The following is a 20,198-nucleotide window of genomic DNA, read 5'->3' on the forward strand; positions in this document are numbered from 1 at the left end:
CGAAGCCCAGTCCGCCGACCATGCGCGAGGCATCGGGAACTGATGCTGCAGATGATGCTGCGCCCCAGGTGGGTGCTCGCGCTCCTCTTCGCCCTCGCCGTGGCAGCCGCCTTCGCGCTGCTCGGTCAGTGGCAGATCGAACGCGCGGTCGAGCAGTCGACGACCGTCGACCGACCCACTGAAGACGTGCTCCCGCTCGGTGACCTCGTGCAGCCCGACACCGCGACCGAGCAGGTCGCCACGGCGCAGCGCGTCGAGGTGCGGGGCATCTACGTCCCGGGTGACACCGTGCTCGTCGAGGGGCGCCTCAACGACGGCGTCGCGGGGTACTGGGTCGTCGCCCACCTCGAGGTGACGGATGCCGCGCCGGGCGGCCTGCCCGTGGCCCTCGGCTGGGCGGCCGACCGTGACCGGGCACAGGCCGCCGCCGACGCGTTCGAGGCCGACGTCGTGGCAGGCGGGGGCGTCGAGGCGCACGTCGTCGGACGCTTCCTTCCGAGTGAGGCGCCCGTCGCCCCCGACGAAGACGGTGACCCGTTCGCGATGACGACCGTCGCGGTCGCGCAGCTCATCAACGTGTGGGCCGACTACGACGACCGCCCCGTCTACTTCGGCTACGTCACGGCGACGGATGCCGCGCCCGGCCTCGAGGTGATCGCCTCGCCGGCGCCCGAGCAGACGTTCGAGCTCAACTGGCTGAACGTCTTCTACGCGGTCGAGTGGGCGGTGTTCGCGGGCTTCGCGGTGTACCTCTGGTACCGCCTCGTGCGCGACGCGGTCGAGCGCGAGGAGCAGGAGGCCGAAGAGGCCGCCCAGGCAGCCGCCGGCGCCGAAGAGCCCGCCGCGCACTGACCCTCGACGCTGCGCGGCGTGCGACGCGGTGCCGGTGCGGTCACGCCGGCGACGCGAAGGCGTCGACGTACTCCGCCGAGGGCGGGATCTCGGTGATGACATCCACGAGCACGCCCCCGGGGTCGCGCACGATCACGTGCCGCTGTCCGAAGGCCTCGCTTCGCAGCGCCTGCACGACCGGCACGCCCGCGGCGTCGAGACGGGCGGCGATCTCGTCGACGTCGTCGACCTCGATGTTCACGAGCGTGCCGCGGGCGCGCTCCCGGTAGCCCTCGGGGATCGAGGGGTGCTCATCGTCGAGGAGTGCGATCTCGGCGTGCGGCGCGAGCGGATGCCGCAGGCTCACGTACCAGTCGGCTTCGAACGTCGGCGCGAAGCCGAAGTGCTCGCGGTAGAAGCCGGCGCTCGCGGCGACATCCGCCGTCTGGAGCACGGGGTAGAGGTTCACGGCGACTCCTTCGATGCGTCGGCGGAACGCGCCGCCGTGGCCGATCGACCGACGCAGATAGATACGTACAGTGTGTATGTATTGTGAATCCCGTACAGTGTGCATGTCAAGTCCCCGGGATGGCACTCGAGCGCGCGAACGGAGCACCATGGCGACCAAGGCGGAGCAGCGGGAACGCACGCGCGCGGCGATCATCGAGATCGCCGGGCGCCGGTTCGCCGACGACGGCTACGCCGGCGTCGCGCTCGAAGACGTCGTCGCCGAGGCGGGCCTCACGCGGGGCGCGATCTACCACCACTTCGGCAGCAAGGAGGGACTCTTCCGTGCGGTCGTCGAGCACGCGCAACGAGGGGTCGCCGAGCGCGTCGAGCACGCGGCATCCGTCGACGCCGACCCGCTCGTCGCGTTCCTCGCCGGCTGCCGGGCCTTCCTCGAGGCGAGCCTCGCCCCGCGCGTGCGACGGATCCTGCTGATCGACGGCCCGGCGGTGCTCGGCTGGGGGGAGTGGCGCGAGGGCGATCTCGACACGAGCGTCCGTCTGCTCGACGAGGGCGTGGCCGAGCTGGCCGCGGCCGGGGCGATCCGCGACGAACGCCTCGGAACGCTCGCGACCATGATCTCCGGCGCACTGAACGAGGCCGCGATCGCGAACGCCGGAGCTGCGGATGCCGCGGCGGAGGTCGACGCCGTGATCGAGGTCCTCGGGCGGCTGCTCTCGGGGCTGGCGCCTCGAGACGCCCGACCCCGGGCGGTGCCGGCGGCCCGACGTCGGGCCGTCGCCCACGGGGCGGCCTCGTCCGCTGCCGAGGGCACGTAGACTGATCCCATGCCCCTCGAGCCGAAATCCGCCGATCTGCCGCGCATTCGCGGGGCGCTGAAGCTCTACAAGGTCACCTCGGTCATCACCGGCGTGATGCTGCTGCTGCTCTGCGCCGAGATGATCCTGAAGTACGTGTTCCACTACGAGCTCTTCGGGTTCGGCCCGACCGGCTTCCTCACCTTCGCGCCCGTCGTCGAGACGCCCGCCGGGCTCGTCTCCACGGGCGAGGGCGTGAACCTCTCGACCGGCATCCTCATCGCGCACGGCTGGTTCTACGTGCTCTACCTCTTCAGCGACTTCCGGCTCTGGAGCCTGATGCGCTGGCCGTTCTCGAAGTTCCTGCTCATCGCGCTCGGCGGCATCATCCCGTTCCTGTCGTTCTTCCTCGAGGTGCGCATCGCCCGCGAGGTGACGGGCTACCTCGACTCGCGCGAGGCCCGTGAGGCCGAGGCCGCCGTTCTTCCCGCATCCGACGCCGACCCCGTGGAGGCCCAGCCGTGACCGACCAGCCCACCGAGCAGCGCCCAGTCCTCGTCGTCGACTTCGGCGCGCAGTACGCGCAGCTGATCGCGCGACGCGTGCGCGAGGCATCCGTCTACTCCGAGATCGTGCCGCACACGATCACGGCCGAAGAGGTGCGTGCGCGCAACCCGATCGGTATCGTCCTCTCCGGCGGCCCGTCGTCGGTCTACGAAGCGGGCGCACCCTCGCTCGACGAGGGCATCCTGCAGCTCGGCGTGCCCACGCTCGGCATCTGCTACGGCTTCCAGGTCATGGCGCAGCAGCTCGGCGGCGAGGTCGCGCACACCGGTCACCGCGAGTACGGCGCGACCGAGACCACGCTCCGCACCGACGACGAGAACGCGCTGCTCGGCGGCCAGCCCGACCACCAGGTCGTGTGGATGAGCCACGGCGACTCCGTCGCGGTCGCCCCCGAGGGCTTCGAGGTGCTCGCCTCGACCGCGACGACCCCCGTCGCAGCCTTCGCGAACGACGAGCAGGGCTTCTACGGCGTGCAGTGGCACCCCGAGGTCAAGCACTCGCAGTTCGGCCAGCAGGTCATCGAGAACTTCCTGCACCGCGCTGCGGGCATCCCCGCCGACTGGAACTCGGGCAACGTCATCGCCGAGCAGGTCGCCCGCATCCGCGAACAGGTCGGCGACGCCCGCGTCATCTCGGCGCTGTCTGGCGGCGTCGACTCGGCCGTCTCGACCGCGCTCGTGCAGCAGGCCGTCGGCGACCAGCTCACCGCCGTGTTCGTCGACCACGGGCTCCTCCGCCAGGGCGAGCGCGAGCAGGTGCAGAACGACTACGTCGCCGCGACGGGCGTCCGCCTCGTCACGGTCGACGCCGAGGACACCTTCCTCGACGCGCTCGCCGGAGTCACCGACCCCGAAGAGAAGCGAAAGATCATCGGCCGCGAGTTCATCCGCGCGTTCGAGCAGGCGGAGCGCGACCTGATCGCCGAGGCCGCCGCCGACGGACGGCCGATCAAGTTCCTCGTGCAGGGCACGCTCTACCCCGACGTCGTCGAGTCCGGCGGGGGCACGGGCACGGCGAACATCAAGAGCCACCACAACGTGGGCGGCCTGCCAGAAGACCTGCAGTTCGAGCTCGTCGAGCCGCTGCGCCCGCTCTTCAAGGACGAGGTGCGTGCCATCGGCCGCGAGCTCGGCCTGCCCGAAGAGATCGTGGGGCGCCAGCCGTTTCCGGGGCCAGGCCTCGGAATCCGCATCGTGGGCGAGGTCACCCGTGATCGTCTCGATCTGCTCCGCCAGGCCGATGCCATCGCGCGCGCCGAGCTGAGCGCGGCAGGGCTCGACGCGGAGATCTGGCAGTGCCCCGTGGTGCTGCTCGCCGACGTGCGATCGGTCGGCGTGCAGGGCGACGGCCGCACCTACGGACACCCCATCGTGCTGCGCCCCGTCTCGTCCGAAGACGCGATGACCGCAGACTGGACGCGGATTCCGTACGACGTGCTCGCGAAGATCTCGAACCGCATCACGAACGAGGTGCGCGAGGTCAACCGCGTCGTGCTCGACGTCACGTCGAAGCCGCCGGGAACCATCGAGTGGGAGTGATCGTTCCCTGATGCGCGAAGGGCGCCGACCGAACAGGGTCGGCGCCCTTCGGCTTTCCGGGAGTGCCCTGCGAGAGGACCGGGGGCGCTTGACGCTGTCGATGCCGCCTCGGGAGTATGGCAACGTGACTGCGAACCGGGGAACCAAACTGACCGTCGTCGGCGCTGGCAGCGTCGGCTCGAGCCTCGCCTATGCCGCGCTCATCCGCGGCTCGGCCCACGAGGTGGCGCTCTACGACATCGCGACGGCCAAGGTCGAGGCCGAGGTGCTCGACCTCGCGCACGGCACGCCGTTCACGGAGTCGAGCATCAGCGGCGGCGACGACATCGCGGTCGCCGAGGGCAGCGATGTCATCGTCATCACGGCGGGCGCCAAGCAGCAGCCCGGCCAGACGCGCATGGACCTGCTCGCGACGAACGTGCGGATCCTCGATAGCCTGCTGCCGCCGCTCGTCGAGCGTGCGCCCGACGCGACCATCGTGCTCGTCACCAATCCGGTCGACGTGCTCACGGTGGTGGCCCAGCAGATCACCGGCCTGCCGAGCACGCGCGTGTTCGGGTCGGGCACCGTGCTCGACACCGCGCGCCTGCGCTGGTTGCTCGGGCGTCGGCTCGGGGTCGCGACGTCGAGCGTGCACGCCCACATCGTCGGCGAGCACGGCGACACCGAGTTCCCGCTCTGGTCGAGTGCCACGATTGGGCCGGTGCCCTTGCTCGAGTGGCACGCCGCCGTGCCCATCACGACCGACGAGCTCGACCGCATCGCCGTCGACGTGCGCGATGCCGCGTACAAGGTCATCGAGGGCAAGGGCGCGACGAACTACGCGATCGGGCTCTCGGGCGCGCGCATCGTCGAGGGCCTGCTGCGCGACGAGCGCGCGGTGCTTCCCGTGAGCACCGTGCTCGACGACTACCGGGGCATCTCGGGCGTCGCGATGTCGGTGCCGTCGATCGTGGGTGCGAGCGGCCCCGTGCCGGTCGAGGGCACGCCGTTCTCCGCCGAAGAGGATGCCAAGCTGCACGCCTCGGCCGAGGCGATCGCCGGCGCGCTGGCCAAGCTCGGCGCGAACTGACCCGAAGATCACCGAACGCCGCCTCGCGGCATCCGCCCTGACATGCAGAACGGGCCGCTCCCTTGAAGGGAGCGGCCCGTTCTCGTCGTGCTGAGGGCGCTAGTCGCGCGCGATGGCGAGGAAGCGCAGGATCTCGAGGTAGAGCCAGATGACGGTGACCATGATGCCGAACGCACCGGTCCAGCCGTACTTCTTGGGTGCGCGGTTGCGGACGCCCTGCTGGATCGCGTCGAAGTCGAGCACGAGCGAGTAGGCGCCCATGAGGATCACGAGCACGCCGACGATGAGGCCGAGCGGGATGCCGGCGATCTGCAGGCCGAGCAGGCCCCACGGGTCGTTGTTGATGCCGGTCCACATGAGGATCATGTTGACGAGCGAGAACACGAGGTAGCCGACCATCGCGACGAGGAAGATCTTCGTGGCCTTCTTCGATGCGCGCACCTTGCCGCTCGCGAAGAGCGCCAGGGTCACGCCGACCACCGCGAGCGTGCCGATGACGGCCTGCGCGACGATGCCCTGGTAGGCGGACTCGAACATGAGCGAGATGCCGCCGAGGAACACGCCCTGTGCAGCGGCGTAGGCGAGGATCAGGGCCGGCGACGGCTCCTTCTTGAAGATGTTGACGAGCGCGAGCACGAAGCCGACGAGCGAGGCGATCCAGAACAGCGCGGGCATGGCCGGGGTCACGGTCCAGCCGATCGCGGCCGTCACGAGGAGCACGGCGAACGCGCCGACGGTCTTCGCGATGGTGTTCTCGTAGGTCATGACCTCGCGGTCGGGCAGCGTCGCGGGCTGGTTGTAGATCTCCTGCAGCTGCTGTGCCGACATGTCTTGCGCGACGGCCACGGCTCCCTGCTTGGAAGAGAAGGCGGCACTCCGCGAGAAGGCGGGATTGTCGAGAGCCATGGGGTGTTCCTCTGCTTTCGGCTGTCGTCGGTGCGGGGGAAGGTTCGGATGCGGGATCCGGTGCTCGTTTCAATCTAGTCGAGAATGCCGTGATCACGCCGAGAGTTCACCCAAGGCGAAGCAGATCTCATCCTCACGACGGATACGCTGAGGCGCATGCCGCCCCAGACGACGCCGCATCCGCTCGTGATCGGCCACCGCGGTGCATCGGGCTATCGACCCGAGCACACCAGGTCGGCCTACGAGCTCGCGTTCGCGCTCGGCGCCGACGCGGTCGAGCCCGACCTGGTCGCCACGCGCGACGGCGTGCTCGTGCTGCGCCACGAGAACGAGATCTCGGGAACGACGGATGTCTCCTCCCGACCGGAGTTCGCCGGCCGGCGAACGACCCGCGAGATCGACGGCACGCCGCTCACCGGCTGGTTCACCGAGGACTTCACGTGGGCGGAGCTCTCGACGCTGCGCGCGACCGAGCGGCTCGGCGCGCTGCGCGGGTCCAGCGCGAGCTTCGACGGCCGGTACCCGGTGATCCGTTTGCGCGACCTGTTCGAGATCATCGACCGTGCGACCGCCGAGCGGGCGCGAACGCTGCGCATGGTCGCCGAGTTCAAGCACGCGTCGTACTTCGCGGGCATCGGGCTGCCGCTCGACGAGCTGTTCGCGGCCGAACTCGACGCGGCCGGCTGGGGCGACGGTGGTGAGCGCCTCATCATGGAGGCGTTCGAGCCGACCGTGCTCGATGCCCTCACGGCGCGCGGCATCCGCGGCCCCAAGGTGCTGCTCGTCGAGAACTCGGGCGCGCCGGCCGACCTCGTGCGCACCGACGGCGCCGCCGCACCCGCCTACGACTCCTTCGTCACCGGGGTCGGGCTGCGGACGCTCGTGGGCCGGTTCGACGGGGTGAGCGTCGGCGTGCCGAGACTGCTCGAGGCGGATGCCGCGGGCGGGCGCGGCGGCGGTGCCTCGCGAGGTGACGGCTCGCCCGCCGAGACCCCGCTGCGGGGTTCGGCGCTCGTCGAGGCCGCGCATGCGGCCGGGCTCACGGTCTTCACCTGGACGCTCCGCCCCGAGAACAAGTTCCTGCCCGCCCGCTTCCGCCGGGGCAAGGGCAAGGGCACGTGGGGCGACTGGCAGGGCGCGTTCGGCGAGGTGCTCGCCACGGGCGTCGACGGCATCTTCGTCGACCAGCCCGACCTCGGGGTCGAGCTCCGCGACGGGCTCTCGGCCGAGTAGCCGGCCCGCCCGCCCATGGGCGACCTCGCCGGCCACGGACGACGGATGCCGCGGCGGGATCGCTCCCGCCGCGGCATCCGTCGTTCGAATCGGCGTTACTTCACCTGGTCGCTGATGACCTGCATGATCGAGGTGTCGGCGAGCGTGGTGGTGTCGCCGACCTCGCGGCCCTCTGCGAGGTCGCGCAGCAGGCGCCGCATGATCTTGCCCGAGCGGGTCTTCGGCAGCTCGTTGACGATGAACACCTGACGCGGGCGGGCGATGGCGCCGATCTGCCCGGCGACGTGCTTGCGCAGTTCTTCGCTCGCGGCGGCGACGTCGGTGACCTGCGCGGCCTGGCTGGCCTTCAGGATCACGAACGCGACGACGGCCTGGCCCGTGGTCTCGTCGGCGGCGCCCACGACGGCCGCCTCGGCGGTCCAGGGGTGCGCGACGAGCGAGGACTCGATCTCGGCGGTCGAGAGGCGGTGGCCCGACACGTTCATGACGTCGTCGACGCGGCCGAGCAGCCAGATGTCACCGTCGGCGTCGCGCCGGGCTCCGTCGCCGGCGAAGTACTTGTCGCCGAACTTCTCCCAGTACGTCTCCTTGAAGCGCTCGGGGTCGCCCCAGATGCCGCGGAGCATCGACGGCCACGGCTCGGTGACGACGAGCAGGCCGCCGTCCTCGCCCTCGACGGGCGTGCCGTCGTCGGCGAGGATGTCGATCGAGATGCCGGGCACCGCGACCTGCGCGCTACCGGGCTTGAGGTCGGTCACGCCGGGCAGCGCCGAGATCATGATCGCGCCGGTCTCGGTCTGCCACCACGTGTCGACGACCGGGATCGAGCCGCCGCCGATGACGTGGCGGTACCAGATCCAGGCCTCGGGGTTGATGGGTTCGCCGACCGAGCCGAGCAGGCGCAGCGAGCGCAGGTTGAACGCGTGCGGGATCTGCCGGCCGAGCTTCATGAACGAGCGGATGGCGGTGGGCGCCGTGTACAGGATCGAGACCTTGTACTGCTCGACGATCTCCCACCAGCGGCCGGGGTGCGGCGTGTCTGGCGTGCCCTCGTAGAGCACCTGCGTGGCGCCGTTCGCGAGCGGGCCGTAGACGACGTACGAGTGGCCGGTGATCCAGCCGACGTCTGCCGTGCACCAGTAGACGTCGGTCTCGGGGTGCAGGTCGAACACGTTCTTGTGCGTGAACGCGGCCTGGGTGAGGTAGCCGCCGCTCGTGTGCAGGATGCCCTTGGGCTTTCCGGTGGTGCCCGACGTGTAGAGGATGAAGAGCGGGTGCTCGGCCTCGAACGCCTGGGCTTCGTGCTCGCTCGACGCGGTCGCGACCGTGTCGTGCCACCAGAGGTCGCGGCCCTCGGCCCACTCGACCTCGTTCTCGCCGCGCTTGACGACGAGCACGTTGCGCACGCTGCCGCCGACCGACTTGGTCAGGGCGTCGTCGACGACGGGCTTGAGGGGGAACACCTTGCCCTTGCGGTACCCGCCGTCGGCGGTGATGACGACGGATGCCTCGGCGTCGTCGATGCGCGACGCGAGGCTGTCGGCGCTGAAGCCGCCGAACACGACCGAGTGGATCGCGCCGATGCGGGCCACGGCCAGCATCGAGACGACGGCCTCGGGGATCATCGGCAGGTAGATGGCGACGCGGTCGCCCGAGCCGACGCCGAGGTCGGTGAGCACGTTCGCGGCGCGCTTGACCTCGTCGGTCAGCTCGGCGTACGTGATGTCGCGGGTGTCACCCGGCTCGCCGACCCAGTGCAGCGCGACGCGGTCGCCGTTGCCGGCTTCGACGTGGCGGTCGAGGCAGTTGACGGCGACGTTCAGCTCGCCGTCCTCGAACCACTTCGCGAACGGCGGGTTGGTCCAGTCGAGGGTCTTGGTGAAGGGCTTGTCCCAGTGCAGCAGCTCGCGCGACTGGTCGGCCCAGAAGCCGAGCCGATCGGCGTGGGCGGCCTCGTAGAGACCGGCGTCGGCGACGGCGTTGGCGGCGAACTCGGGGCTCGGGCGGAATCGCCTGATCTCCTCGAGCGCGTGATCGATCTGAACGGTCATGGTTCTTCAGTCGCTCCTTCGCGATATGGATCATCGGTGGGTCGCCTGCCCCAAGAGCACCCTACCTTCCACATGAGGGACCCACGACTTCGCGCATGACGGCGTGCGTCACACAGCCTTTCCTTGTGGAGAATCGGGCGTTACTGTGCCTTTGCGCAGAGAAATCTGTGTGTCCGCACAAATGAGGACAAAAAGTACTTGCGAATGCATCCGCAGGCCCTATGCTGAATACCGCCCGATCATTCGTTTTCGTGGCCTGCAGCGCCTGCGATTCCCCCCAATCCTTGCGCTGCCGAGGCGGCACCTGTTCCCCCCAATGGGTGCCGCCCCCTTTCGTTAAGGGGTACCGCTCGCGAGCGGTGCTGCACGATCGAGTCCTCCTCCACAACGGCGTGGGGGAGGCTCTTTCCATTTCCGCAGCAGAACGGATGCCGCGGGCGGGCGTCGCTCCGTAGCGTCGCCGTCATGTCCGCCGCACCGTTCGTCGCCAGCCCTTCGTGGCAGCATCCGCCAGCGCCGTCGTCCGTGCCCGTCCCGGCTCTGGTGCCTGCGCCGGCGCCGGTGGCTGCGCCGGCGCTGCCTGTGCCCCTGCCTGCGATCGATCCGGGTCTCCAGCGCGCGGGGGCCGACGACGCGTCGCCCGGTGGCGCGGCCGACGGCGTCGACCACGATCTCGGCGACCTGGGCCCGCTCGCCCGATTCGCGGCATCCGGCGACGTCACCGATCTCTTCCTCAACGGCTCCATGGGGCTCTGGGTCGATCGCGGAGCGGGACCCGAGCGAGAACCCGGCTGGGTCGCCGACGAACCGGAGGTGCGCGCGCTCGCCGTGCGGCTCATCGCGCGCGGCGGCCGGCACATCGACGAGGCGACGCCGGCCGTCGACGTGCGGCTCGGCCGGGGCATCCGGGTCCACGCCGTGCTTCCCCCGGTGTCGACCACCGGAACCCTGCTGTCGATCCGCATCCCGCGCGCGAGCGGCGTCCGCCTCGACGGGCTCGCGCGATCGGGCATGCTCTCGCCCGACGACGAGCTCGTGCTGCGCGCGGCGGTCCGCGATCGACAGAACCTGCTCATCACGGGCGCCGGCGGCACCGGCAAGACCACGTTGCTCGCGGCGCTGCTCGCCGAGGCGCCGGCGCATGAGCGCATCGTGGTCATCGAAGACGTCGCAGAACTGCAGGTCTCGCATCCGCATGTGGTCGCGCTCGAGGCCAGGCAGCCGAACCTCGAGGGCACCGGTCGCATCGGTCTCGATGCCCTGCTGCGCGAGGCCCTGCGCATGCGCCCCGACCGCCTCGTGGTCGGCGAATGCCGGGGGCCCGAACTGCGCGAACTCCTCGGTGCGCTGAACACGGGGCACGACGGCGGGGCGGGCACGCTCCACGCCAACTCGCTCGACGACGTCGCCGCGCGGCTCGAGGCGCTCGGCGCTGCGGCCGGGCTCTCGCCCGAGGCGGTCGCACGCCAGGCGGCCAGCGCGTTCGACCTCGTCGTGCACCTCGAACGTGCCGATGGGCTTCGCAGGGTGGCCGGGCTCGGTCGTCCCAGGCTCGTCGACGGCGCCCTGACGATCGAGCGGGTCGGGGCGCCGGCATGAGCGCGCGCCCCGACGGGCCTTCGGGTGCACTGCCCGTCGCCGTCGCGAGTGCGGTCGAGGCCGTGCGTGCGCGTGCGCCGATGCTTCGCAGGAGCCCCGATGCCGCGGCCGGCATCGATCACGTCGCGGGCGTCGTCGAACGGTTGGCGGTGCTGCTGTCCGCGGGCGTGGCGGCCTCCGCGGCCTGGCGTCATCTCGCCGAGTCGGGCGAGCGCGACCCGGTGCTCGTCGCCGCCGCCGAAGCAGGCGAGCAGGGCGCGCCGATCGCCGAGGCGATCGCGAAGGCGCGTGCGGGCCTTCCTGCAGAGGGCGGATGGGCGGTGCTCGCTGCGGCGTGGCAGGTCGCGAGCACCGCAGGCGCGCCCCTCACGGTGAGCCTGCGAGACCTCGCGGCGGCGATGCGCGACGAGGCGCAGGTGCGACGCGAGGTGCGCACCTCGCTCGCGGGGCCGGCCGCCAGCGCGCGCATGGTGCTCGCGCTGCCGCTCGTCGCGCTCGTGTTCGGATCGGTGCTCGGCTTCGACACCGCGACCGTGCTGCTCGGCAATCCGATCGGACTCGCATGCCTGGTCCTCGGCCTCGCCTTCCTGTGGATCGCACTGCGCTGGAGCCGAGCGCTCGCCGCGCGTGCGGCGGCCTTCGACGAGGGCGCGGGCCTCGAGCTCGAGCTCCTCTCGATCGGGATGGCCGGGGGAGCGTCGGTCGAACGGGCCCGCGAGCTCGTCGACGCGGCGCTCCGGATGCACGGGCTCGGTTCCGACGCCGCGCCGCCCTCCGCCGCTCGGGCCGCGACGCGGGCGCGCGTCGGACCCGGTGCCGCGGGAGCCGGTGCGACCGGGGTCGGGCGAGCCGCTGCATCCGCTCGCCTCGACGAGACCGTCCGCCTCGCCGAACGGGCTGGAGCCCCGCTCGTCGAGCTCTTGCGCGCCGAGGCGCAGCGCGGCCGGCGCATCGCCCGCACCGATGCCGCGACGCGGGGTGCCGCGCTCGGCGTTCGGCTCATGCTGCCGCTCGGGCTGTGCGTGCTTCCCGCGTTCGTGCTGCTCGGCGTCGCGCCGCTCCTCATCTCCGTCGTCACCGGCACCCTTGGCGGCGCCGCGTGACTCCGCCGACTCGTGCCGCCGTTCGCCGGACCTCCGGCCCCATCGAAAGGACCCATCCATGCTCGACTCCCTCACCATCGCCGCGAACGTCGCGACGGACGACGAGGCGGACTCCGTCGCGGACTCGCCCGGACCCGAGACCGACTCCCGTCCAGCCGTGCCCGACGCCGCGGCCCCCGCGGCGGCAGCGCCCCGCGGGCCGCTGCGACGGCTGCGTGCACGCCTCTCGGGCGATCGCGGCGCCGCGACCGCCGAGTACGCCGTCGCGACCATGGCCGCCGTCGGCTTCGCGGGCCTGCTCGTCGTCATCCTGCGCGGCGACGAGGTGCGCGGCATCCTCACCGATCTCGTGCGGAATGCGCTCACCGTCGGGTGACGCCGATCGCGGCAGCGTGACGGCCGAGTTCGCCGTCGCGCTGCCCGCGATCATGCTCGTGCTGGCGTTCTGCCTCGCCTCGGTGCACCTGGTGACCCTGCAGGTGCGGCTGACGGATGCCGCTGCCGCCGCAGCTCGCGCGCTCGGCCGGGGCGAGGGGGTCGACGTCGCATCGGGCATCGCGAACCGCATCGCGGGCAGCGCCGGGCTCGCTCACAGCGACGACGGAACCTTCACGTGCGTGACGCTCGACGCATCGGGCGGGGGACTTCTCGCCCCGATCCGGCTCACGAGCGAGGCGTGCGCGATGTCCGGGGGGCACTGATGGCGCACGCGTCGGAACGAGGCGCGACCGCGCGCGATCCGACCGACCGGGCTGCGGTCGACCGAGGTGCCGCTTCCGTCGTCGCGGTGGCCCTCGTCTCGGCGGTCGTGCTGCTCACGACGACCGCGCTCGGCGCGGCGGCGGGCTACGTCGACGCGCGCCGCGCCGCGACCACGGCAGACGCGGCCGCGCTCGCCGCGGCCGACGCCGCGAGCGGGGCCGCACCGGGCATCCCGTGCGAGGTCGCGGAGTCGATCGCCCGGCGCGCGGGCGCCCGGCTCGTGTCGTGCGAACTCGACGGCATCGTCAGCACGGTCGCCGTCGTGGTGCCCGGATCGATCGCCGGACTCGATGCGACGGCGTCAGCGCGCGCTGGACCGCCCGGGAGCACCTGACCTCGTCGAGGGCGAACCTCGAGGCGGACGTGAGCCCACCTCGGGGCCGCGAGCGGCGTGGTCAGTCGAAGACGGTCTCGAGGAAGCGGTACTCGACGGCCGAAGGGCGGTCGTCGTTCTCGGCGGCGAACTCCAGCCCGGCCCCCCGGCCGTAGACATAGCGTTTGCCGTGCTCGGCGCTCAGCTCGAGCCTCGGACGTGGTTCGCCCGAGTCGAGGAAGGCGGTCGCGACCGTCTTGCCCTCGAGCGGACCATCGATCAGTTTCGCGGTGTAGGAGCTCGTCGTAGAGGTTTCCATACTTCGATTGTCCTCCGGTCGCGCAGGATCGCAAGGGGTCGGCGCGCCGCATCCGGAGCCTGGTCGCCGGGGCGGGAATTCGGTGCGCTCCCGGTCTCTATGTGTATGGTGTGGCTTGTCGGGCGGCGATCGAAGCCGTTCGGCGGCACACCGCTCGGGGGCGCGGTCCGCGTGCGATCTCCATCACGGAACATATAAGAGGAGTCTGGTGTCAGGCGCGAAGAAACTGGTCATCGTCGAGTCGCCGACCAAGATGAAGTCGATCGCCCAGTACCTGGGCGACGGCTACGAGGTGCTCTCGTCGGTCGGTCACATCCGCGACCTCATCGAGCCGAAGAACCTGCCGCCCGAGCTCAAGAAGGGCGGCCTCGGCAAGTTCTCGGTCGACGTCGACAACGGCTTCGAGCCCTACTACGTGGTCTCCGACTCCAAGAAGAAGACGGTCGCCGAACTCAAGCGCGCGCTCAAGGACGCCGACGAGCTCCTGCTCGCAACAGATGAGGACCGCGAGGGCGAGGCCATCGCGTGGCACCTGCTCCAGGAGCTGAAGCCGAAGATCCCCGTGCGCCGCATGGTGTTCCACGAGATCACGAAGGACGCGATCCAGAAGGCGAAGGACAACACCCGCGAGCTCGACACCGCGCTCGTCGACGCGCAGGAGACCCGCCGCATCCTCGACCGCCTCTACGGCTACGAGGTCTCGCCCGTGCTCTGGCGCAAGGTCGGCCCCGGCCTCTCCGCCGGTCGCGTGCAGTCGGCCGCGACCCGTCTCGTCGTCGAGCGGGAGCGCGAGCGACTCGCCTTCGTCTCGGCCGAGTACTGGGACCTGCTGGGGCGCTTCGCGCCCGCGACATCCGGTTCGGCATTCGATGCGAAGCTCGTACGACTCGGTGGCGACCGCATCGCCGCCGGTCGCGACTTCGACGACCTCGGCAAGCTCAAGTCGAAGGCGGCCGTGCTCGACGAGGCCACCGCGCGCGCCCTCGTCGTAGCGCTGCAGGCGCCCGGCGTTCGCCGTGTCGTCTCGAAGCTCGAGCAGAAGCCGTGGACCCGACGCCCCTCGGCACCGTTCACGACGTCGACGCTGCAGCAGGAGGCCGGCCGAAAGCTGCGCCTCTCGGCGAAGGACACGATGCGCGTCGCGCAGTCGCTCTACGAGAACGGCTACATCACCTATATGCGAACCGACTCGGTCTCGCTCTCGAAGCAGGCGATCGACGCCGCCCGCGCACAGGCGACCGCCCTGTACGGCGCCGACTCGGTGCCCGACGCTCCCCGCACCTACGCCGGCAAGTCGAAGAACGCCCAGGAGGCGCACGAGGCGATCCGCCCGTCGGGCGAGGAGTTCCGCACGCCGGCCTCGCTCAAGGGCTCGCTCCGCGGCCGCGAGTTCGACCTCTACGACCTGATCTGGAAGCGCACCGTCGCCTCGCAGATGGCCGACGCCAAGGGCCAGACGGCCACCGTGACCATCGAGGTCGGGCCCACCGACGCCGATGCCGCGACCCCCGAGGGTGCGACCGCCGCCATCGGCGGCACGATCGCCGAGTTCACCGCGAGCGGCACCGTCATCACGTTCCCCGGGTTCCGCGCGGCCTATGAAGAAGGACGCGACGAGGAGCGCAACGCCGACGACGCGTCGGGCGAGGCGAAGCTCCCGCCCTTGAAGGAAGGCCAGGAGATCGCGCTCGAGGGACTCGAGGCCAAGGGCCACGAGACCTCGCCGCTGCCGCGCTACACCGAGGCCAGCCTCGTGAAGCGACTCGAGGAGCTCGGCATCGGGCGCCCCTCGACCTTCGCCTCCATCATCTCGACGATCCTCGACCGCGGCTACGTCACGCAGCGCGGCCAGGCGCTCGTGCCCAGTTGGATCGCGTTCTCGGTCGTCCGCCTGCTCGAAGAGCACTTCGGCGACCTCGTGCAGTTCGACTTCACCGCCGAGATGGAGGACGACCTCGACCGCATCGCGGCTGGCGAGGCCGACCGCGTCGACTGGCTCAACGGGTTCTACTTCGGCAACGACACGCACCGGGGCCTCCGTCAGGTCGTCGACAACCTCGGCGACATCGACGCCCGCGAGATCAACTCGATGCCCATCGCCGACGGGGTCACGCTGCGCATCGGCCGGTACGGCCCGTACCTCGAGGTCGTCGAAGCGGATGCCGCAGCAGACGCGCCCGTGCGCCGGGTGAACCTGCCGGAGGGCCTCGCACCCGACGAGTTGACCGCCGAGAAGGCGCGTGAGCTCATCGATGCGCCCGTGCAGACCGACCGCATCCTCGGCACCAATCCCGAGAGCGGCAAGCAGGTCGTCGTGAAGGACGGCCGATTCGGCCCGTACGTCACCGAGCTCGAGCCCGAGGCACCGGCCGCCGAGGCGACCGTCGACCCCGCCACGGGCGAGGTCATCGAGGCCCCGAAGCCCAAGCGAGGGGCGAAGAAGCCCGCGGCCGTCAAGCCGCGCACCGCTTCGCTCTTCAAGAGCATGCAGATCGAGGAGGTCGACCTCGAGACGGCGTTGAAGCTGCTCGACCTGCCCCGCATCGTCGGGCTCGACCCCGAGTCGGGCGACGAGATCACCGCGCAGAACGGCCGCTACGGCCCGTACCTCAAGAAGGGCGCCGAGACGCGCACCCTGCCGAGCGAGGACGCGATCTTCGACATCGACCTGCCTGGCGCCCTCGAGTTGCTTGCGCAGCCGAAGTACGGTGCGCGCCAGGCGTCGAGCGCGCTCAAGGAGTTCGCAGAGGACCCGGTGAGCGGAAAGCCCATCAAGGTGAAGGACGGCCGGTTCGGTCCGTACGTCACCGACGGCACGACGAACGCGACGATCCCGAGAGCCGAGTCGGTCGAGGAGATCACCTTCGAGCGCGCGGTCGAGCTGCTGCAGATCAAGCGCGACAAGGGTCCGGCGGCGCCGCGTGCGAAGAAGGCTCCCGCAGCGCGCAAGCCGGCGGCCAAGAAGCCCGCCGCGAAGAAGACGACGGCTGCCGCCGCGAAGAGCACGACGGCCGCGAAGACGACCGCCGCGAAGAGCACGACGGCCGCGAAGACGACCGCCGCGAAGACGACGGCGACGGCGAAGAAGCCGACGGTGCGCAAGACCGCGACGAAGCCGAGCGAGGCGTGACCCGCGGCGTCTTCATCACCCTCGAGGGCGGCGACGGCACCGGCAAGACCACGCAGTCCGAACTGCTCGCCGCCTGGCTCGGCGAGCAGGGCCGCGAGGTGGTGCGCACACGCGAGCCCGGCGGAACCGAGGTCGGCATCGAGGTGCGCGAGATCGTGCTGCACCACCGCGGCGACATCGCCCCGCGCGCCGAGGCGCTGCTCTACGCCGCCGATCGCGCCCACCACGTCGCGACGCTCGTGCGCCCGGCGCTCGAACGCGGCGAGGTCGTGATCCAGGACCGCTACATCGACTCGTCGGTCGCCTACCAGGGCGCCGGTCGGGTGCTCGACCCCGAGGCCGTGCGCGGGCTGTCCGAGTGGGCGACCGAGGGCCTGCAGCCCGACCTCACGGTGCTGCTCGACCTCGACGCGGTGACCGCGCGGGCGCGCCTCGACGGTGCACGCACCAGGTACGACCGGCTCGAGGCCGAGGCATCCGAGTTCCACGACCGCGTGCGCGCGGCCTACCTCGGTCTCGCCGAGCGCGAGCCCGAGCGGTTCCTCGTGCTCGACGCCTCGGCGCCCGTCGACGAGATCCAGGCGCTGATCCGCGCACGGGTCGCCGGCCTGCTCTGAACGGGCGTCGTGCCGGCGGGCGTCGACGGGGCGCCACGGCGGCGGCCCGCGACATCCGGAGCACGAGGACGGCGGGCGGATGTCGCCAGCGGAAGGTAGCGTGAATCCGTGAGCGTGTGGAGCGAACTGACCGGCCAAGACCAGGCGATCGCCGTCTTCAGGTCGGCTGCCGAGGCATCCGCCGACCGCTCCGGAACCGCTTCGCAGCAGATGACGCACTCGTGGCTCATCACCGGCCCGCCGGGGTCCGGCCGTTCGAACCTCGCGTACGCGTTCGCCGTGGCGCTCATCTCGGGGCAGCCCGACGGCGATGACACGACCCGGATCCAGGTCGAGGCGCGCAGCCACCCCGACCTGCACGTGCTCGCGACCGAGGGCGTCATCATCAAGCGCGACGACGTGCGCGACATCGTCAAGCGTTCGCACTACGCACCGTCGATCGGCCGCCACCGCGTGATCATCGTCGAAGACGCCGACCGCATGACCGAGCAGACCTCGAACTTCCTCCTGAAGGAGCTCGAGGAGCCGCCGGAGCGCACGGTCTGGATCCTGTGCGCGCCGAGCGAGGCCGACCTGATCCCGACGATCCGGTCGCGCGTGCGCTCGGTGCGGCTGCTCATGCCGAGCATCGCGGATGTCGCGGACCTGCTCGTGCGCCGCGACGGCGTCGACCCCGTGCTCGCCGAGCGCTCGGCGCGAGAGGCCCAGAGCCACATCGGGATGGCCCACCGACTGGCCACGAGCGAAGACGCACGTCGGCGACGCGAGGAGACCCTGCGGCTCGCGCTGCAGGTGCGATCGGCGGCGACGGCCGTCTCGACCGCCGCCCGTTTCCTCGAGATCGCGGGCGACGACGCCAAGGCGATCACCGCGCTCCGCGACGCCGAGGAGCGCGAGCACGCGCTGCACTCGCTCGGCATCGCACCGGGGCAGGCGGTGCCCGCGGCCCTCCGCCCGCAGATCAAGGCCCTCGAAGACGACCAGAAGCGCCGCGCGACGCGGAGCCTGCGCGATGGCATCGACCGGATCCTCGTCGACCTCACCTCGCTCTACCGCGACGTGCTGCTGCTGCAGCTCGGGGCCGACGTCGAGCTCGTCAACCGCGAGCTCGCCGGCGAGCTCGGCCGCGCCGCGGCATCCGTCGCTCCGATGCGCACGCTCGCGACGCTCGACGCGATCCAAGAGGCACGCGAGCGCATCGAAGGCAACGTGGCGCCGGCGCTCGCGCTCGAGGCCATGCTCGTGACCGCCATCCGCCGACCCGATTCCGAACGAGGGGCCGCATGACCGTGACACCGACCGACCAGACGTCGAAGGGGCGCTTTCGCCGCTCCGGGGGCCGCGCCGCAGCGATCGCCGGTGCGCTCGTGGCGGTGATCGTGCTCGCGGGGTGCGTGCCGTCCTTCCTGAAGCCCCAGACGTCGGAGTCGACGCCGACGGGCGAAGACGTCGCGGCCGACCTGCAGCCGTACTACGGCCAGGTGCTCGCCTGGGAGAACTGCGGGGGAGAGTTCGACTGCGCGACGGCCAAGGCTCCGCTCGACTGGGAGTCCCCCGCGGACGGCGAGATCGAGCTCGCGCTCGTGCGGCACCGGGCGACGGGCGAGCGCATCGGCTCGCTGCTCGTGAATCCGGGCGGCCCCGGCGGCTCGGGCTACGACTTCGTCAAGGACTCGCTCGACTACGCCGTGGGCGAGCCGCTGCAGCAGAGCTTCGACGTCGTCGGGTTCGACCCGCGAGGGGTCGGGCGGTCGTCGGCGGTCACCTGCTACGACGCCGCAGGCATGGACAGCTTCCTCTTCGACATCGTGCCCGGAGAACGCGGCAGCGACGAGTGGATCCAGAACGTCGGCGAGGTCAAGGCGGACTTCGGCGCGGCCTGCGGTGAGAACACCGGCGCGCTGCTCGGCGAGGTCGACACGAAGAGCGCGGCACGCGACCTCGACATGCTGCGCGCCGCCCTCGGCGACGAGCAGCTCAACTACCTCGGCTACTCGTACGGCACGTTCCTCGGGGCGACGTACGCGGGGCTCTTCCCCGAGAACGTCGGGCGACTCGTGCTCGACGGCGCAGTCGATCCGTCGGCACAGGAGGAGGACGTCTCGCGCGAGCAGGCCGTCGGCTTCGAGTCCGCGCTGCGCGCCTACCTCGCGGATTGCCTCGCCGGCACCGACTGCCCCTTCACCGGCACGGTCGACGCCGCGATGGACGAGATCAGCCGACTGCTGGCCTCGGTCGATGCGAGCCCCATGCGCGGCACCGACGGCCGCGAGGTCGGGGCCGACACCCTCGTCACGGCAATCGTGTACCCGCTCTACAGCGCGGACTCGTGGCCGTACCTCAGCCAGATGTTCGACGCCGTCATGCTCGGCGACGCCGATGCGGCCCTGAGCTTCGCCGACGGGTACTACGGTCGAAACGCCGACGGCACCTACAACGACAACTCGACCGAGTCGTTCCTCGCCATCAACTGCCTCGACTTCACGTACCAGTCCGACGTCGCGGTCATGCGCCAGAAGGCGGCCGACATCGCCGCGGCCGCCCCGGTCATCGGCCCGTACTTCGGCTACGGCGACCTCGGATGCATCTCCTGGCCCGACCCGTCGACCGCGGAGCGTGCGCCGATCACCGCGGCCGGCGCCGCGCCGATCGTCGTCGTCGGCACCACCAACGACCCTGCGACGCCCTACAAGTGGGCCGTGTCGCTCGCCGAGCAGCTCGAGAGCGGCGTGCTGCTCAGCTACGAGGGCGAGGGGCACACGGCGTACAACAAGTCCAACGACTGCGTGAACGGGGCGGTCGAGAACTACCTCATCGAGGGAACCCCACCGACCGACGGCACCAGTTGTTGAGAGTGGTCAAGAGAGCCTCCGACATCCGGTAACATGGTCT

19 protein-coding genes are annotated in these 20,198 nt (G+C 71.1%); 15 read left to right on the forward strand and 4 right to left on the reverse strand.

What is annotated here, in order from left to right; all coding sequences use genetic code 11:
- Positions 1-42: 42 nt before the first annotated feature.
- A complete protein-coding gene (locus BM342_RS15705; protein ID WP_092967809.1) occupies positions 43-852 on the forward strand; it encodes an SURF1 family cytochrome oxidase biogenesis protein in 810 nt (269 codons plus the stop codon).
- Positions 853-892: 40 nt separating this feature from the next.
- Here the strand turns inward: BM342_RS15705 and BM342_RS15710 are convergent, their stop codons facing one another.
- A complete protein-coding gene (locus tag BM342_RS15710) occupies positions 893-1,300 on the reverse strand; it encodes a VOC family protein (RefSeq protein ID WP_255368849.1) in 408 nt (135 codons plus the stop codon).
- Positions 1,301-1,448: 148 nt separating this feature from the next.
- Between BM342_RS15710 and BM342_RS15715 the strand changes: the two genes are divergently transcribed.
- The 4 genes from BM342_RS15715 to BM342_RS15730 all read left to right on the forward strand — a co-directional run bounded on the left by BM342_RS15715 (position 1,449) and on the right by BM342_RS15730 (position 5,273).
- Positions 1,449-2,117, forward strand: coding sequence for a TetR/AcrR family transcriptional regulator (locus tag BM342_RS15715; RefSeq protein ID WP_092967813.1), 669 nt, complete (start codon positions 1,449-1,451; stop codon positions 2,115-2,117).
- A 9-nt stretch (positions 2,118-2,126) separates the two neighbouring features.
- Entirely contained in the window at positions 2,127-2,621 is a 495-nt protein-coding gene (locus BM342_RS15720) for a DUF3817 domain-containing protein (protein WP_092967815.1), read from the forward strand.
- The gene (gene guaA / locus BM342_RS15725; RefSeq protein ID WP_092967817.1) at positions 2,618-4,201 is read left to right on the forward strand and encodes a glutamine-hydrolyzing GMP synthase; all 1,584 of its coding nucleotides are present in this window, start codon (positions 2,618-2,620) and stop codon (positions 4,199-4,201) included. Before BM342_RS15720 ends, guaA begins: the two co-directional genes overlap by 4 nt.
- Positions 4,202-4,325: 124 nt before the next feature.
- Positions 4,326-5,273 (forward strand): L-lactate dehydrogenase, encoded by a 948-nt coding sequence (locus tag BM342_RS15730; RefSeq protein ID WP_255368851.1) that lies wholly within the window; start codon positions 4,326-4,328, stop codon positions 5,271-5,273.
- A gap of 99 nt (positions 5,274-5,372) precedes the next feature.
- Here the strand turns inward: BM342_RS15730 and BM342_RS15735 are convergent, their stop codons facing one another.
- The gene (locus BM342_RS15735; protein ID WP_092967819.1) at positions 5,373-6,179 is read right to left on the reverse strand and encodes a Bax inhibitor-1/YccA family protein; all 807 of its coding nucleotides are present in this window, start codon (positions 6,177-6,179) and stop codon (positions 5,373-5,375) included.
- 156 nt (positions 6,180-6,335) lie between these two features.
- On the opposite strand from BM342_RS15735, the gene BM342_RS15740 reads away from it, so the two are divergent.
- Entirely contained in the window at positions 6,336-7,412 is a 1,077-nt protein-coding gene (locus BM342_RS15740; RefSeq protein WP_092967821.1) for a glycerophosphodiester phosphodiesterase family protein, read from the forward strand.
- A gap of 95 nt (positions 7,413-7,507) precedes the next feature.
- Here BM342_RS15740 and acs read toward each other — a convergent pair whose 3' ends face one another.
- Positions 7,508-9,463, reverse strand: a complete 1,956-nt coding sequence (acs, locus tag BM342_RS15745) for an acetate--CoA ligase (RefSeq protein WP_092967823.1) — start codon at positions 9,461-9,463, stop codon at positions 7,508-7,510.
- A gap of 582 nt (positions 9,464-10,045) precedes the next feature.
- On the opposite strand from acs, the gene BM342_RS15750 reads away from it, so the two are divergent.
- From BM342_RS15750 to BM342_RS15770, 5 genes are read left to right on the forward strand one after another with little or no spacing between them, the layout of a single operon-like run.
- The gene (locus tag BM342_RS15750; RefSeq protein ID WP_255368852.1) at positions 10,046-11,062 is read left to right on the forward strand and encodes a TadA family conjugal transfer-associated ATPase; all 1,017 of its coding nucleotides are present in this window, start codon (positions 10,046-10,048) and stop codon (positions 11,060-11,062) included.
- On the forward strand, positions 11,059-12,165 hold the full coding sequence (locus BM342_RS15755) for a type II secretion system F family protein (protein WP_255368853.1): 1,107 nt from the start codon (positions 11,059-11,061) through the stop codon (positions 12,163-12,165). Before BM342_RS15750 ends, BM342_RS15755 begins: the two co-directional genes overlap by 4 nt.
- A gap of 58 nt (positions 12,166-12,223) precedes the next feature.
- Complete coding sequence (locus BM342_RS15760) at positions 12,224-12,541, forward strand: DUF4244 domain-containing protein (protein WP_092967827.1); 318 nt, start codon at positions 12,224-12,226, stop codon at positions 12,539-12,541.
- Positions 12,542-12,557: 16 nt separating this feature from the next.
- On the forward strand, positions 12,558-12,866 hold the full coding sequence (locus BM342_RS15765) for a TadE family type IV pilus minor pilin (RefSeq protein WP_143109908.1): 309 nt from the start codon (positions 12,558-12,560) through the stop codon (positions 12,864-12,866).
- Positions 12,866-13,261: an Rv3654c family TadE-like protein gene (locus BM342_RS15770; protein WP_092967831.1), complete on the forward strand. Its 396-nt coding sequence runs from the start codon at positions 12,866-12,868 to the stop codon at positions 13,259-13,261. The genes BM342_RS15765 and BM342_RS15770 overlap by 1 nt, the downstream gene beginning before the upstream one ends.
- Before the next feature lie 61 nt (positions 13,262-13,322).
- Here BM342_RS15770 and BM342_RS15775 read toward each other — a convergent pair whose 3' ends face one another.
- Complete coding sequence (locus tag BM342_RS15775) at positions 13,323-13,559, reverse strand: hypothetical protein (protein ID WP_092967833.1); 237 nt, start codon at positions 13,557-13,559, stop codon at positions 13,323-13,325.
- A gap of 208 nt (positions 13,560-13,767) precedes the next feature.
- Here BM342_RS15775 and topA point away from each other — a divergent pair, with 208 nt between their 5' ends.
- The 4 genes from topA to BM342_RS15795 all read left to right on the forward strand — a co-directional run bounded on the left by topA (position 13,768) and on the right by BM342_RS15795 (position 20,158).
- Positions 13,768-16,689 carry a type I DNA topoisomerase gene (topA, locus tag BM342_RS15780; RefSeq protein WP_092967835.1) on the forward strand — a complete coding sequence of 974 codons (2,922 nt, stop codon included), beginning with the start codon at positions 13,768-13,770 and terminating at the stop codon, positions 16,687-16,689.
- The gene (tmk, locus tag BM342_RS15785) at positions 16,686-17,306 is read left to right on the forward strand and encodes a dTMP kinase (RefSeq protein ID WP_092967837.1); all 621 of its coding nucleotides are present in this window, start codon (positions 16,686-16,688) and stop codon (positions 17,304-17,306) included. Before topA ends, tmk begins: the two co-directional genes overlap by 4 nt.
- A 108-nt stretch (positions 17,307-17,414) precedes the next feature.
- Positions 17,415-18,593, forward strand: a complete 1,179-nt coding sequence (locus tag BM342_RS15790; RefSeq protein ID WP_092967839.1) for a DNA polymerase III subunit delta' — start codon at positions 17,415-17,417, stop codon at positions 18,591-18,593.
- The gene (locus tag BM342_RS15795; protein WP_092967841.1) at positions 18,590-20,158 is read left to right on the forward strand and encodes an alpha/beta hydrolase; all 1,569 of its coding nucleotides are present in this window, start codon (positions 18,590-18,592) and stop codon (positions 20,156-20,158) included. Before BM342_RS15790 ends, BM342_RS15795 begins: the two co-directional genes overlap by 4 nt.
- Positions 20,159-20,198: the final 40 nt, after the last annotated feature.

The organism is Agromyces sp. CF514, assembly GCF_900113185.1.
Taxonomy (GTDB): Bacteria; Actinomycetota; Actinomycetes; order Actinomycetales; family Microbacteriaceae; genus Agromyces.